This window comes from Pseudomonas sp. FP597 (genome assembly GCF_030687435.1).
Classification (GTDB): Bacteria; Pseudomonadota; Gammaproteobacteria; order Pseudomonadales; family Pseudomonadaceae; genus Aquipseudomonas; species Aquipseudomonas lactucae.
The window spans coordinates 4,600,818-4,614,425 of sequence record NZ_CP117432.1; the positions used below are offsets into that span (position 1 = coordinate 4,600,818).

Here is a 13,608-nt window from a genome sequence, read left to right on the forward strand (position 1 = left end):
CTCGCTCCATGATCAAGAATCGGCGAATTATGCCAGAGCCCCCCAGCAAAACTCTACGCAGACGCTGCGCCCGCCGTCGGACCAACGCACCGCGCTGCTCAGTTGACGCACCAGGCTCAAGCCCCGACCGGACAGACGGTCGATATCCAGCGGCCGCGCCAGCACTTGCTCCACGTCGAAGCCGAGGCCGCTGTCCTCAAGGCGCAGCGTCATTTTGCCGCCGGTCTCGGTGGGCACCACCTGCACATGCACGCGCACGTAGCCGCTGCTCAACGCCGCCAGGCGGTCATTGCGCTGGCGATAATACTCGGCAAACCCCGCGGCATCGCGCTTGAGCCGCGAGTCCAGGCCCAGCACGCCGTGTTCGAGGGCATTGGAATACAACTCAGCCATCACGCTGTAGAGCGCCCCGCTCTGCTCGCGCAGGCCATGAACCTCCAGCAACAGTTGCAACAGGTAAGGCAGCGGGTTGTAGCGTTTGAGTGTTTCGGCGCGAAATTCGAAACTGACCGACCAATCCAGCGGGCAGGATTGGCCGCTGTCGGCATACAACGGCCCCGTCGCGCGCAGCGACTGGCCAGGCTGCAGGGTAATCTCCACCATGCTCACGTCGTCGCGCGCTTCACCGCAAAACGCAGCCAGGGCCTGCTCGATGTCTTCGAACAGACGGTCCGGCTCGCGGTTGGCGGCGAAAACCTCATGCAAACGCTGTGCGCCAAACAGTTGGTCGTTGCCATCGGCGGTGTCCAGCACGCCATCGGAGAGCAGGAACACCCGATCACCCAGGGCCATGGGCCAGACTTCAGTGCGGTCATCGAACGCCTGCGCCGATAACACCCCCAATGGTAAATGCCGCGATTGCAGCGGCGTACGCTTGCCGCTGGCGACCTCATGCACGTAACCGTCCGGCATGCCGCCGTTCCACACCTCCACCACGCGCCGCTCCGCGCTCAGGCACAACAGGGTGGCGCAGCAGAACATGTCCACCGGCAGGATGCGTTTGAGCTTGGCATTCATCTCCCGCAGGATCTGGGCCAGGCCATAGCCCTTGGCGGTCATGCCGTAGAACACATCCGCCAGGGGCATCGCCCCCACCGCCGCCGGCAACCCATGGCCGGTAAAATCGCCAAGCAACGCGTGCATGTCGCCGGATGGCGTGTAGGCCGCCAACAACAGGTCACCGTTGAACAGCGCATAGGGCGATTGCAGGTAGCGAATATTCGGCGCGGCGTTGATGCAGCCGGAGTGGGCGACCTTGTCGAACACCGCCTTGGCCACCCGCTGCTCGTGCAGCAGGTAGTCGTGGTGCCTGGCAATCTGGTCGCGCTGCTGCAGAACCGTGGCCTGCAGGCGCCGCAGGCGGTCCATGGCATTGATCTTGGCCGCCAGAATCACCGGGTTGTAGGGCTTGGGCAGGAAGTCATCACCGCCGGCGTCCAGGCATTCGGCCAGGGCGGTACTTTCACGCAGGGAGGTGAGAAAGATAACGGGGACCAGCTCTTCGCCCGCCAGTTGCTTGATCCGCCGCGCGGCGATAAAACCATCCATCACGGGCATCAGGGCGTCCATCAACACCAGTTGCGGACGTTCGCGGGCGAATACTTCAACGGCTTCCTCGCCGTTGGTAGCGGTGAGCACGTGATGCCCCTGGCGCCGCACAATGGTCGACAGCAACAGCAGATCGGTGGCGCTGTCTTCGGCGATCAGGACGGTCAACGGCTCGGACACGGAGGCGAGGCCCGTCAAGTGATGTCGAACAGCTTTTCGAAGTTGGAGATGGCGAGGATCTTGTGCACGTCAGAACTGCTGTTGACCAGCTTGACCTCCGCTTCGTCCCCCCCCGCATGATCACGCAGCAGCAGGAGCATGCCGAGGGCCGAACTGTCCATGTAGGTGGCTTCTTTCAAGTCGACCACATACAGCTCCGGCACCTTGTAATAGCGCTCATACGATTCACGAAATGCCTGGTGACTGCCGAAATCGAACCGGCCCTTGATTGCGATCGTCAACTTCTTCCCATCCAGGGATACTTCCGACTCGACTGACATACGACTGTTTCCTTGTCATTGGCATAGACACAAGGTTTAGCAGCTGAACCGGCGATGAGCAACACAGACCATCAAATGTATGGAGACAAGCCCCCTCCCACATTTGCCCTGCTGCGTTAGTTAAAACTGTTCCTGGCGGGGAAGGCGCTGGGACAGTTCGTCCAGCAGCTTCTGTTCGCGCTTGTCTTCCAGCGCCCGCGCCTCGTCGATATAGCGCTGCACCAGCTTGCGCAAGCCTTCGACCCGGGCGAACGCCGCTTGCCAACTCTCACGGGCTTTATCGAGGTTGTTCTGGTGCCAGGCGAGGCTTTGGCGCTGCTGGCCCACGGCGGTTTCCAGCTGGTTGAGAAAGCCCTGGTAACCCATCAGCCACTGGCCCGACACGCCCTTTGTGCCGCGCTCGATCCATTGCTGCTGGTATTCGCTGCGAAAGCGCTCCAGGTCGCCCAGCTTGCTCTCGGCCAGACGTACCTGGCCCTGGAAGTAACCCAGGCGCTGGACCGCGGCTTTTTCGGCCTTCTCGGCCATGTCCACCACCGGGGCCAGGCGGGCGGCGCGGCTGTTGGCCATGGCTTAGCCGCCTGGCGCGGGGGCGAAAATGGACTGCAAATGCGCTTCGCTCTCGCCCATGCTGATCTTGTCGTTGAGGCCCTGGCGCAGGTAGGTCACCAATTGCGGTTGCAGGGCAATCGCCAGGTCGGTGTCGCGATCGCCACCGGCCACGTAGGCGCCCACGCTGATCAGGTCGCGACTCTGTTGATAGCGCGACCAGAGTTGCTTGAACTGCTGCGCGCGGGCCATATGTTCCGGAGTGACCACCGCCGGCATCACCCGGCTGATGGACGCTTCGATATCGATGGCCGGGTAGTGCCCTTCTTCCGCCAGGCGCCGCGACAGCACGATGTGGCCGTCGAGCACGCCCCGCGCCGAGTCGGCGATGGGGTCCTGCTGGTCATCGCCTTCGGACAACACGGTGTAGAACGCGGTGATCGAGCCCCCGCCGGCCTCGGCGTTACCGGCACGTTCGACCAGCTTGGGCAACTTGGCGAACACCGAAGGCGGGTAGCCCTTGGTCGCCGGTGGCTCGCCGATGGCCAGGGCGATTTCCCGCTGGGCTTGGGCGAAACGCGTGAGCGAGTCCATCAGCAACAGGACGTTCTTGCCCTTGTCGCGAAAATATTCGGCGATACGCGTGCAGTACATGGCGGCGCGCAGGCGCATCAGCGGCGCATCGTCCGCTGGCGACGCGACCACCACCGAGCGCTTGAGGCCTTCCGCGCCAAGGCTGTGCTCGATGAATTCCTTCACCTCCCTGCCCCGCTCGCCGATCAGCCCGACCACGATGATGTCGGCTTCGGTAAAGCGCGTCATCATGCCCAGCAACACCGACTTACCCACGCCGGTACCGGCGAACAGGCCCAGACGCTGGCCGCGGCCGACCGTCAATAAACCGTTGATGCTGCGAATCCCCACGTCCAGCGGCACGCTGATGGGGTTGCGGTTGAGCGGGTTGATGGTCGGGCCGTCCATCGGCACCCAGTCTTCTGCCTTCATGCCACCCTTGCCGTCCAGCGCGCGACCGGCACCGTCCAGCACCCGGCCGAGCATGCTCATGCCCATCGGCAGGCGCCCGGTGTCGGCCAGCGGCACCACGCGCGCACCGGGGGCGATACCGGCCAGGCTGCCGACCGGCATGAGAAATATCTTGGTGCCGGAAAAGCCCATTACCTCGGCTTCGACCTGTACCGGGTGGTAGCTGTCGTCGTTGATCACCATGCAGCGGCTGCCCATGGCGGCGCGCAGGCCTTCGGCTTCGAGGGTCAGGCCGACCATGCGCAGCAGGCGCCCTTCGAGGATCGGCTGGCCGGGCAGCTCGGTGGCCTCGACGTAGCCGTCCAGGCGCTTGGTGAAGCTGGTGCGATCAAGGCGCATCGGCGGTGTCCAGGTCCACGCTCAGGTCGGGTTCGGCCGGGTTCAATGCTTGCTCGTGCTGCTGGTCCAACAGCTTGGCCATGATCTGGCTGATGCGGGTTTCCACCGTGGCATCGATGCGGCTGTGTTCGGTTTCGACGCGGCAACCACCGGGCTGCAGCGCGGCGTCTTCGACGATGCGCCAGGTTTCTTCATGGCGCTCGCGCAGGGCTTTGACCTGTTCGAAATCCTGCGGGTTGATGTACAGCCGCACATTACCGACCCCCAGGGGCAGCAGCTTGAGGGCCTCGCGCATCACGCTTTCGATCTGGCTGGAGTCCAGTAACAGTTCGCGCTGGATCACTTGGCGAGCGATGTGCTCCACCAGGCGCACCATGGCTTTTTCGATCTGCGAGTCCTGCTCGGCGATGGGGTCGAACAGCACGCCCATCAAGCGCTCCAGGCTGGCCAGCTTGACGCTCAGCGCCGCCTCCGCTTCCTGGCGCACCTTGAGCGTGGTGCTGCGAAAACCATCTTTTTCACCGGCCGCGAAACCTTCGTTATAGGCCTCCTGGCGGATGCTTTCCAACTCTTCGAGGGTCAGCGGCTGGACTTCTTCCAGCGGCACTTCTTCCATTTCCACCGGCAGTTCGACCACCGGTTCCGGCTCGGGCTCCGGCACATGCGGGTCGAAACTGGGCAACGACCAGATGTCGAACCCACCGACATCCCGTGCGCGAATCAGATCGCTGGGCGCCTCATCTTTGTTCGACATGCGGGGCGCCTTAGATCATTTCTTCGCCGCCCTTCCCACCGAGAACGATTTCTCCGGCTTCGGCCATACGGCGGGCAATGGTGAGGATTTCTTTCTGCGCGGTTTCCACGTCGCTGACGCGCACCGGGCCCTTGGCCTCGAGGTCGTCGCGCAGCAGTTCGGACGCGCGCTTGGACATGTTCTTGAAGATCTTTTCCTTGACGCCTTCGTCCGAGCCCTTGAGGGCCAGCACCAGCACGTCGGACGACACTTCACGCAGCAACGCCTGGATGCCACGGTCGTCGACATCGGAGAGGTTGTTGAACACGAACATAAGGTCTTCGATCTGGCCGGACAGGGTGTCGTCGATCTCGCGGATCGCGTCCATCAACTGGCCTTCGACCGAGCTGTCGAGGAAGTTCATGATATCGGCCGCACGCTTGATACCACCCAGGGTGGTGCGCGAGGCATTGGAGTTGCCGGAGAACTGCTTCTCCAGGATGGTGTTCAATTCTTTCAAGGCCGCCGGTTGCACGGTGTTCAACGACGACACGCGCAGGACAATATCCAGGCGCACTTTATGGTCGAAGTGGCCGAGCACCTCACCGGCCTGGTCGGGGTCGAGGTACGCCACCACGATCGCCTGGATCTGCGGGTGCTCGTAGCGGATCACATCGGCAACGGCGCGCGGTTCCATCCATTTCAGACTGTCGAGGCCGCTGGTGTTGCCGCCCAACAGGATACGGTCGATCAGGCCGTTGGCCTTGTCTTCGCCCAGGGCCGAGGTGAGCATCTTGCGGATGTAGCTGTCGGACCCGACGCCCAGGCTGGTCTGGTCGCCGACGATCTCTACGAACTCGCTCATCACCTGTTCGACTTGCTCACGGTGCACGTTGCGCATTTGCGCCATGGCCACGCCCACGCGCTGGACCTCCTTGGGGCCCATGTGACGCAGCACTTGGGCGGCGTCGGTCTCACCCAGCGACAGCAGCAATACAGCGGCTTTGTCGACCTTGGTCAGTTTGGCAACAGCGGCTCGATCACTCATCTGCATTAATCCACTCTTTCACGACCTGGGCCACACGACCCGGGTCTTCTGCCACCAGACTTTTGATTGCGTTCAGCTGAGCGTCGTAACCTTCGCTCGGGCTTGGCAACAGGATGCTTTGCGGGCCACCCAGGCTCACGCGGTCGTTGGCCAGTTCGCCATCGAGGCCGCCCATGCCGCCCAACTCGACGTCGCCGCCGCCAAAAGCCGCCAGTTGTTTCTTGCCATTGCCGGTGATGTTGTTGAGCACCGGACGCAGCACACCGAACACCAGCACCAGGATGAACAACACACCCAGCACTTGCTTGACGATGTCCCAGAACCACGGTTGCGAGTAGAACGCAGGCTCGGCGATGGTTTCGCCACGCTCGGCGGAGAACGGCATGTTGATCACGCTGACGCTGTCACCGCGGCTGGCGTCAAAACCGACGGCGTCCTGCACCAGGCGGGTGAAGCGCGCCAATTCGTCGGCACTCCACGGCGCACGGGTCACGGCGCCATCGGCCGGATTGACCTTGACCTGGTCATCGACCACCACCGACACCGACAGGCGATTGACGCGGCCTTGTTGCTGTTTGGTGTGGCTGATGGAGCGGTCAAGCTCGAAGTTCTTGGTCGACTGGTTACGCTTGTCCGCCGGGTACGGCGCGAGCATCGGCTGGCCGGTGGCCGGGTCCATGATCTGCTGGCCATTGGCGTCCAACAACGGTTGGCCAGGCTGGATCGCGCCGGCCGTGGCTGCCGCGCCACCGGTGGTTTGCGGCGCGGAGGCCGGTGACGGCGGCTGGTTGCTCAAGGCCCCCGGCACGCCTTGCGGGCCATTGCTGGCGGTGCGTTGTTCACTGGTGGACTGCTCGCTGCGCAGCGCGGGCTGGTCAGGGTTGAACTGCTCGGAAGTCGACTCGACCGCGCTGAAGTCCACGTCGGCCGACACTTCGGCCTTGTAGCGGTCGTTGCCCAATACCGGTTGCAGAATGTTGTGCACGCGTTGGGTGAGCATGCTCTCCATGCGACGGCTGTAGTCGAATTGCTTGCCGGCCTGGGTCAGCGCGGAGTTTTCGGCCATGTCGGACAACAGGTTGCCCTTCTGGTCGACCACCGTGATCTGCGACTTGCTCAGCTCGGGAACGCTGGTGGCCACCAGATTGATGATCGCCATGACTTGGCCAGGCTCCAGGGAGCGCCCGGAAAACAGCTCCACCAACACCGAAGCGCTGGGCTTGCGCTCATCGCGCACAAACACCGAGCTTTTCGGAATGGCCAGGTGCACGCGCGCGCCCTTGACGTTGTTGAGGCTGGAGATGGTGCGCGCCAGTTCGCCTTCGAGGCCACGACGGTAGCGGGTGGCTTCCATGAACTGGCTGGTCCCCAGGCCCTGGTCCTTGTCGAGGATCTCGAAACCGATATTGCTGTCGGACGGCGTCACGCCGGCGGCGGCCAGCTTCATGCGCGCACGGGCCACATCGTCAGCCTTGACCAGCAAGGCGCCGGAGTTGGGCTCTACGGTGTAGGCGATGTCGGCGGCGGCCAGGGTTTCCATGATCTGCTTGGAATCCATGCCCGCCAGGCTGCCGTACAACGGACGGTAATCGGGTTGCTGCGACCACAACACCACGGCAAAACCAATCGCCACGCTGGCAGCCAGGCCGACCATCAGGCCCACCTGACGCAACATGGTCATTTCCGAGAGGTTTTCCAGGAACGACAGGCCAAACAGCGGCGGCTTGCCGTCTGTCTTGGCGGGGACGTTGTCGGAGACTGCTTCTGCCATGACTTAAATCTCGCCCTTAAACCGGCATCTGCATGATGTCTTGATAGGCCTGGACCAGCTTGTTGCGCACCTGGGTCAGGGCCTGGAAGGAGACACTGGCCTTTTGCGAGGCGACCATCACATCGGTGAGGTCCACGCCGCTTTTGCCGATCTCGAACGCGTTGGCCAACTGGCTGGAGGCTTGCTGGGTATCACTGACTTTATTGATGGCCTGGCCGAGCATGTCGGCAAAATTGCTTTGGCCCAACTCCGGCGCTGGCGCGACGGATTTCGGTTGAGCCATGGCATCCATCTGCATGGAGCGCATATCCAACATCAACCGATTGAACTCAATACCCTGGCTCATGACCTTCTCTCTCCGACAACCCGTATTTTTTTGACGCTACGCCGCAATTACTAAGGGAGGTAGCAACAAGGGTGCCAGATCCGTATCAGCTCGTAAGAAAAGGCGACAGAGCTTGTCCAATTTGTTACCCGCTGTAGGCATGGGTTTCTACACAACTGCTTGCTGTTGCTCTGGCTTTGGCTCTGGCTTTGGCTTTTGATCTTGATCTAAGGCGCCCCGTCAAACACGCTGGCCGAACGCAGGCTTGAATCCGTGGGTAACCCGGCAGGACGCCGGGTTAGCCGCCCTGCGCCATGGATGGCGCATGGCGGCGGCCCACGGATTCAAGCCTGCGTTCGGGCACACCGAGCCTAAGCGAGGTGCCGAGTGTTGGGGCGAGGACCTTTTGGTTACTTTTGGGTCCAGCGCTCTTCCAAAAGTGACACGCTGTAAAAGCGGAACCATAAGCGGCCGTTACCGCAGGAATGGATATGTACTCGGTCAGATCCAAAAAATAGTCGCCTGACAAGCCGCCATCGGGGGCAAGTCGAATCGTCGCACCGCCCCTCCCACATTTGGATCGCAGGGCATTAGGTAGATATGTACCAGCTGTCCGGCCGTCACGGGAGCAAGCTCCCTCGCCACAGGTTCAGGCTCACGCCAAAGATACGTAGCTATTGGGTGAAGTCAGGTGGCAAACAGATACGCTTCCACATCCATCCCCGCGTCACGCATCTGCGCCAGCTTATAGCGCAAGGTGCGCGGGCTGATGCCCAGGCGCTCAGCCGCTTCCTTGCGCCGGCCACGCTCGGCGCGCAGGGTGTCGATGATCATCTGGAATTCGCGGCGCCGCAGGTCATCGCCCAGAGCACCGGCAGACTCAGCCTCGGTCACCACCGGCGCGGGCGCCAACGTCGGCAATGGCGCAGTACCACTGCCCATGGCCAGGCAGAAATCCTGAGGCTGGATCAGGCCGCCCTGCTGCAGGATCAACGCGCGCTGGATCGCGTTGTCCAGTTCCCGCACATTGCCGGGCCAGGGGTAGCTGATCAGGCAGGCCTGGGCCTCGGCCGACAGCCGAGCCTGGGCATGCTTCATTTTTTTGACGTGGTTGTTCAGCAGGCGCTCGGCCAGCGGAATAATGTCCGCCGGGCGCTCGCGCAACGGGCGCCAGGCCAGCGGGAAGACCGAGAGCCGGTAGAACAGATCTTCACGAAAGCGCCCCGCCGCCACTTCACCGGCGAGGTCGCGGTTGGTGGTGGCGACCACGCGGATATCCAGCTGGATCGGCTTGCGCGCGCCGACGCGCTCGACTTCGCGCTCCTGCAGCACCCGCAACAGTTTGGCTTGCAGGCCCAGGGGCATCTCCGAGATTTCATCGAGCAGGATCGTGCCGCCGTCGGCCTGTTCGAACTTGCCCGCCTGGGCGGCGATGGCACCGGTGAACGAGCCTTTTTCGTGACCGAACAGCGTCGCTTCGAGCATGTTGTCGGGGATCGCCGCGCAGTTAATGGCGATGAACGGTTGCTTGGCGCGGGTCGATTGCTGGTGGATATACCGCGCCAGCACCTCTTTACCGGTACCCGATTCGCCGGAAATCAACACCGTGGAATCACTGCGCGCCACCCGAGCCGCCAACTCCAGCAATTGCGCACTGGCCGGTTCAAAGGCAATCGGGCCCTCGCCGTCGCCGGCGGGGATCACGCCCAGGGCGTGCCGTGCCACCAACTCGATCAACGCCTTGGGTTCGAACGGCTTGACCAGGTAATCCGCCGCGCCTTGGCGCATCGCGTCCACCGCCCGCTCCACCGCGCCGTGGGCGGTCATCAGCAACACCGGCAGTTGCGGCTGGCGCACACGCAGCAAGCCCAGCAACTGGTGGCCGTCCATGCCCGGCATGTTCACATCGCTGACCACCAGGCTGAAGGACTCCTGCTCGACCGCCTCCAAGGCGTCCTCGGCAGAACCGACCGCCCGGTAGTCATGGCCCGCCAGCAGCAGCGTGTCAGCCAATGCTTCACGCAGGGCGCGATCGTCTTCCACCAACAGAACCTTGATAGCCATGACTCTTTACTCCGCGCTTGCCGCGCCTGAAAACAGCGGCAAGGTCATCAATGCACAGGTGCCACGCCCGACACGGGAATGCAGCTGCAATTCTCCCTGATGGGCACGTGCCACCGCCTTGACCACGGTCAGGCCCAGGCCGGTGCCGTTGGTCTTGGTGGTAAAAAACGGTTCGCCCAGACGCTGGAGTACCTTAGGCTCGATACCGCTGCCGCTGTCGCTGATGCACAGACGCAGGGTTTGCTCGCGACGGTACAGGTGCACCTTGAGCCGCGCGCCCGGCCCGCTGGCCTGGATCGCGTTCTCGATCAGATTAAGCAATGACCCCACCAACGTATCGCGATTGCACAGCAACTCGCCGAAATGGCTGTCGCACTGCCAGCGCACTTGGGTGTCTTGAACATGGGCCGCGGCCGCCGCCTGCAAGGCTTGCATCAGTTGGTCAGGCGTGACGCGGTCGGTCAGCGGTAATTCACCGCGGGCAAATACCAGCATGTCGCGTACCTGGTGTTCGAGCTCGTGCAACCGCTCCTTGAGCCGACCGGCGAAACGCTGCTGGGTGGCGGCGGGCAGTTGCTCATCAGTCAAATGACTGGCGTAGATCAACGCGGCCGACAACGGCGTACGGATCTGATGCGCCAAAGAGGCGACCATGCGCCCCAACGACGACAAGCGCTCGTGACGTGCCAGTTGGTCCTGCAGGTGACGGGTTTCAGTCAGGTCGTTGAGCAACACCAGTTGGCCCGGCTCAGCGTCCAGGGAACGGGTAGCGATGGACAGGCGGCGGCCGTCCTTGAGGGAGATTTCATGCCCGTCATCTTCACGTGGCGCAAAGCAGCGCGTGATGACGTGGCGCCACAGCTCGCCCTCCAGTGGCAGGCCGAGCATGTCGCAGGCGGCCGGGTTGGCTTCGCGCACGCGACCGTCTTCATCAATGACAATCACGCCACCGGGCAACAGCGACAGCAGGTTTTGCAGGCGGTTGGCCAGCCGCTCTTTCTCGGCCAGCTCTTGCATACGCTGGGCGCTGACCACCGCCAGCTCGCCTTTGAGCTCGGAGACCCGGGCTTCCAGCAGGCTGTAGGAATCGGTCAGCTGGCTCGACATCTGGCTGAATTGCGAGAACGCTTGTTCCAGACCCTGGCGGGCCAGGGGCTCTGCAGATGGAACGAGCCCCTGGATGGCAGGGGCCGAAGCTAATTGGGCGGCGTGGGGCATCATGCTCTCTCGCTTGGCTGACCGTCAGTTAAACGGAACGTTGCGAGGGCTGTAGCAATACCCGTGCCTAAAAAAAACTATCTACAAATCAAGAAGTTGAAAAACAGGCGTCAATCCTCCGGCTGTTCATCACCTTCGCGACGGCTCATACCGTACTTGCGCATCTTCTCCACCAGGGTGGTTCGGCGGATGCGCAAGCGCTCGGCGGCACGGGCGACGATGCCGTTGGCATCGTCCAGGGCCTGTTGAATCAAGCCTTGTTCCAGATTCCCGAGGTAATCCTTCAGGTCCAGACCTTCCGGCGGCAGCATGGCCGAGGAAGCGAAGTTCGGCGTGTGGCCGTTGATCGCCACGCGTTCTTCCATGTCGCTGCGCAGGCTGTCGACCAGTTGCTCGTCTTCGTCGTCGACGTAGCGGAATTTCTTCGGCAGCTCGACCACCCCGATCACCCCGTAGGGGTGCATGATCGCCATGCGCTCGACCAGGTTGGCCAGCTCACGGACATTGCCCGGCCAGCCGTGACGGCACAGGGACATGATCGCGGCGGAGTTGAAGCGGATCGAACCGCGTTTTTCGTGCTCCATGCGCGAGATCAGCTCGTTCATCAGCAGCGGAATATCTTCCACGCGCTCGCGCAACGGGGCCATTTCGATCGGGAAGACGTTGAGGCGGTAGTACAGGTCTTCGCGGAAACTGCCGATCTCGATCATGCTTTCGAGGTTCTTGTGCGTCGCCGCGATGATGCGCACGTCGACGCTCTGGGTCTTGTTGCTGCCCACGCGTTCGAAGGTGCGCTCCTGCAACACGCGCAGCAGCTTGACCTGCATCGGCAGCGGCATGTCGCCGATTTCGTCGAGGAACAGGGTGCCGCCGTTGGCCAGTTCGAAACGCCCGGCACGGCTGGTGATCGCCCCGGTAAAGGCGCCCTTCTCGTGGCCGAACAGTTCGCTTTCGAGCAGCTCTGCCGGGATCGCCCCGCAGTTGACCGGCACGAAGGGTCCGTCGCGGCGTTTGGAATGGTAGTGCAGGTTGCGCGCGACCACTTCCTTGCCGGTGCCGGACTCGCCGAGGATCAACACGCTGGCGTCGGTATCGGCCACTTGCTGCATCATCTGGCGCACGTGCTGGATCGCACGGCTGGTGCCGACCAGGCTGCGGAACAGGTTGGGTTCGCGGTGACGGCCGCGCTCGCGGGCCTGGTCGTACATCTCGCGATAGACCTGGGCACGGTGCAGGGAGTCGAGCAGTTTGCTGTAGCTGGGCGGCATTTCCAGGGTGGAAAGCACGCGGCGGCGTTGGTCTTCCGGCAGCTCGACAGAAGAAATATCACCGATTAGCAACACTGGAAGGAACTCATCCCAGGTAGACAGTGTCTTTAACAAGCCCAAAACTGCGCCAGGAGCGTTTACCGTCCCGATCAGCACACAAATGATTTCACGGCTCGATGACAACGAGCTGACCACCTGCTGCCAATCATGGCTGCCGCAGGGCAAATTTTCTTCACCGAGAAAATTTAAAATCACCGCTAAATCGCGGCGCCGGACGCTATCGTCATCGATCAGCAGAATTCTGGTTTCACGCCACATGCAATAGCAACTTCCCTAGTAAAACTTCCTGCCCGGTGTAAGGGCAATCGAGACGGCTGTAGGACTTCTTACTCTATAGACGTCTGAACTCTGAAAACAGCACTAGTTAAGTCAAAAAAGCTGGCACGGTCAAATTTATGACGCGCCGGTTGGATTAACTGCGCCTGTTCAGCCGAACAGATGGTAGACCTTTGACGCATTTTGCGCGCGGTTGATCTGCGACATCTCTTCAAAAATCGCCTGGCGCTCGCCGGTCGTCACCTCGAGCAACTGCTGGTACACCGCCAGCAGGCTCTCTAGCTTCTCGCGCAGTGCGCCTTCGTCTACCGGCGCATTGTGCAGCGCCTCATCGATCACCGCACGACAACCCAGGTCCAGTTCGCCGATAGCGTCCCAGTTACGTTGCGCCAATGCGTCCACCAAGGCTTCGCGGGTCTCGTCAATCCGTTGCAGGGCGTGGCTCATGACATCATCCTCAGGCCAAGCGGCCTACTGTGTTGCAATACCGTCCCAACCTTCCTTCAGGGTAATCATCAGGCCCGCCACTTCATCGATCATCGTGACATCGCTCTTGCTGTTGGCTTCAAGCAGGCGCGTGGTCATGTAGGCGTACAGGTTGTCCAATTGCTGCAAGGCGGCCGGGTCATCGGTTTTTTCCGGGTTCAGGCCATCGCGCAGACCGATCAGAATATCGATCGCCTTGCCCAACAGCAGGCCTTTCTGCGCGATATCACCACGAGCCATGGCGCCTTTGGCCTGAGCCATGCGATCCAATGCGCCTTCCATCAGCATCTGGACCAGACGGTGCGGGCTGGCCTCGGAGACCTGGGCATGGGAATTGACCTTCTGGTATTGGCGAAGGGCTCTCATGGGATTCATTTTT

13 protein-coding genes are annotated in these 13,608 nt (G+C 62.1%); all 13 read right to left on the minus strand.

Going from position 1 to position 13,608, the window contains the following annotated elements; translation table 11 throughout:
* Positions 1–27: 27 nt before the first annotated feature.
* Positions 28–1,746, minus strand: a complete 1,719-nt coding sequence (locus tag PSH66_RS20945) for a fused response regulator/phosphatase (RefSeq protein WP_141063595.1) — start codon at positions 1,744–1,746, stop codon at positions 28–30.
* Positions 1,743–2,048, minus strand: coding sequence for an STAS domain-containing protein (locus tag PSH66_RS20950; RefSeq protein WP_003175309.1), 306 nt, complete (start codon positions 2,046–2,048; stop codon positions 1,743–1,745). Before PSH66_RS20950 ends, PSH66_RS20945 begins: the two co-directional genes overlap by 4 nt.
* Positions 2,049–2,168: 120 nt before the next feature.
* Positions 2,169–2,618: a flagellar export protein FliJ gene (gene fliJ, locus PSH66_RS20955; RefSeq protein WP_003175310.1), complete on the minus strand. Its 450-nt coding sequence runs from the start codon at positions 2,616–2,618 to the stop codon at positions 2,169–2,171.
* A gap of 3 nt (positions 2,619–2,621) precedes the next feature.
* Entirely contained in the window at positions 2,622–3,980 is a 1,359-nt protein-coding gene (fliI, locus tag PSH66_RS20960; protein ID WP_305427585.1) for a flagellar protein export ATPase FliI, read from the minus strand.
* Entirely contained in the window at positions 3,970–4,734 is a 765-nt protein-coding gene (gene fliH, locus PSH66_RS20965) for a flagellar assembly protein FliH (protein ID WP_003175312.1), read from the minus strand. Before fliH ends, fliI begins: the two co-directional genes overlap by 11 nt.
* A 10-nt stretch (positions 4,735–4,744) precedes the next feature.
* Positions 4,745–5,761, minus strand: coding sequence for a flagellar motor switch protein FliG (gene fliG / locus PSH66_RS20970; RefSeq protein WP_003175313.1), 1,017 nt, complete (start codon positions 5,759–5,761; stop codon positions 4,745–4,747).
* Positions 5,754–7,532, minus strand: a complete 1,779-nt coding sequence (gene fliF / locus PSH66_RS20975) for a flagellar basal-body MS-ring/collar protein FliF (RefSeq protein WP_078734108.1) — start codon at positions 7,530–7,532, stop codon at positions 5,754–5,756. Before fliF ends, fliG begins: the two co-directional genes overlap by 8 nt.
* 16 nt (positions 7,533–7,548) lie before the next feature.
* Entirely contained in the window at positions 7,549–7,878 is a 330-nt protein-coding gene (gene fliE, locus PSH66_RS20980) for a flagellar hook-basal body complex protein FliE (RefSeq protein ID WP_003175315.1), read from the minus strand.
* Between the two features lie 666 nt (positions 7,879–8,544).
* Positions 8,545–9,921: a sigma-54 dependent transcriptional regulator gene (locus tag PSH66_RS20985; protein WP_042945080.1), complete on the minus strand. Its 1,377-nt coding sequence runs from the start codon at positions 9,919–9,921 to the stop codon at positions 8,545–8,547.
* A gap of 6 nt (positions 9,922–9,927) precedes the next feature.
* Positions 9,928–11,139 (minus strand): PAS domain-containing sensor histidine kinase, encoded by a 1,212-nt coding sequence (locus tag PSH66_RS20990; protein ID WP_141063613.1) that lies wholly within the window; start codon positions 11,137–11,139, stop codon positions 9,928–9,930.
* 110 nt (positions 11,140–11,249) lie between these two features.
* The gene (locus PSH66_RS20995) at positions 11,250–12,725 is read right to left on the minus strand and encodes a sigma-54 dependent transcriptional regulator (protein WP_003175318.1); all 1,476 of its coding nucleotides are present in this window, start codon (positions 12,723–12,725) and stop codon (positions 11,250–11,252) included.
* A gap of 168 nt (positions 12,726–12,893) precedes the next feature.
* Positions 12,894–13,190 carry a flagellar assembly protein FliT gene (locus tag PSH66_RS21000; RefSeq protein ID WP_003175319.1) on the minus strand — a complete coding sequence of 99 codons (297 nt, stop codon included), beginning with the start codon at positions 13,188–13,190 and terminating at the stop codon, positions 12,894–12,896.
* Between the two features lie 24 nt (positions 13,191–13,214).
* On the minus strand, positions 13,215–13,604 hold the full coding sequence (fliS, locus tag PSH66_RS21005) for a flagellar export chaperone FliS (RefSeq protein ID WP_003175320.1): 390 nt from the start codon (positions 13,602–13,604) through the stop codon (positions 13,215–13,217).
* Positions 13,605–13,608: the final 4 nt, after the last annotated feature.

Bases quoted from the DNA above. Each gene is read 5' to 3' on its own strand.
- PSH66_RS20990 (WP_141063613.1), bottom strand. From the start codon at position 11,139: ATGCCCCACGCCGCCCAATTAGCTTCGGCCCCTGCCATCCAGGGGCTC.
- fliG (WP_003175313.1), bottom strand. From the start codon at position 5,761: ATGAGTGATCGAGCCGCTGTTGCCAAACTGACCAAGGTCGACAAAGCC.
- fliI (WP_305427585.1), bottom strand. From the start codon at position 3,980: ATGCGCCTTGATCGCACCAGCTTCACCAAGCGCCTGGACGGCTACGTC.
- fliS (WP_003175320.1), bottom strand. From the start codon at position 13,604: ATGAATCCCATGAGAGCCCTTCGCCAATACCAGAAGGTCAATTCCCAT.
- fliH (WP_003175312.1), bottom strand. From the start codon at position 4,734: ATGTCGAACAAAGATGAGGCGCCCAGCGATCTGATTCGCGCACGGGAT.
- PSH66_RS21000 (WP_003175319.1), bottom strand. From the start codon at position 13,190: ATGAGCCACGCCCTGCAACGGATTGACGAGACCCGCGAAGCCTTGGTG.
- PSH66_RS20995 (WP_003175318.1), bottom strand. From the start codon at position 12,725: ATGTGGCGTGAAACCAGAATTCTGCTGATCGATGACGATAGCGTCCGG.
- PSH66_RS20950 (WP_003175309.1), bottom strand. From the start codon at position 2,048: ATGTCAGTCGAGTCGGAAGTATCCCTGGATGGGAAGAAGTTGACGATC.
- fliJ (WP_003175310.1), bottom strand. From the start codon at position 2,618: ATGGCCAACAGCCGCGCCGCCCGCCTGGCCCCGGTGGTGGACATGGCC.
- PSH66_RS20985 (WP_042945080.1), bottom strand. From the start codon at position 9,921: ATGGCTATCAAGGTTCTGTTGGTGGAAGACGATCGCGCCCTGCGTGAA.
- fliE (WP_003175315.1), bottom strand. From the start codon at position 7,878: ATGAGCCAGGGTATTGAGTTCAATCGGTTGATGTTGGATATGCGCTCC.
- fliF (WP_078734108.1), bottom strand. From the start codon at position 7,532: ATGGCAGAAGCAGTCTCCGACAACGTCCCCGCCAAGACAGACGGCAAG.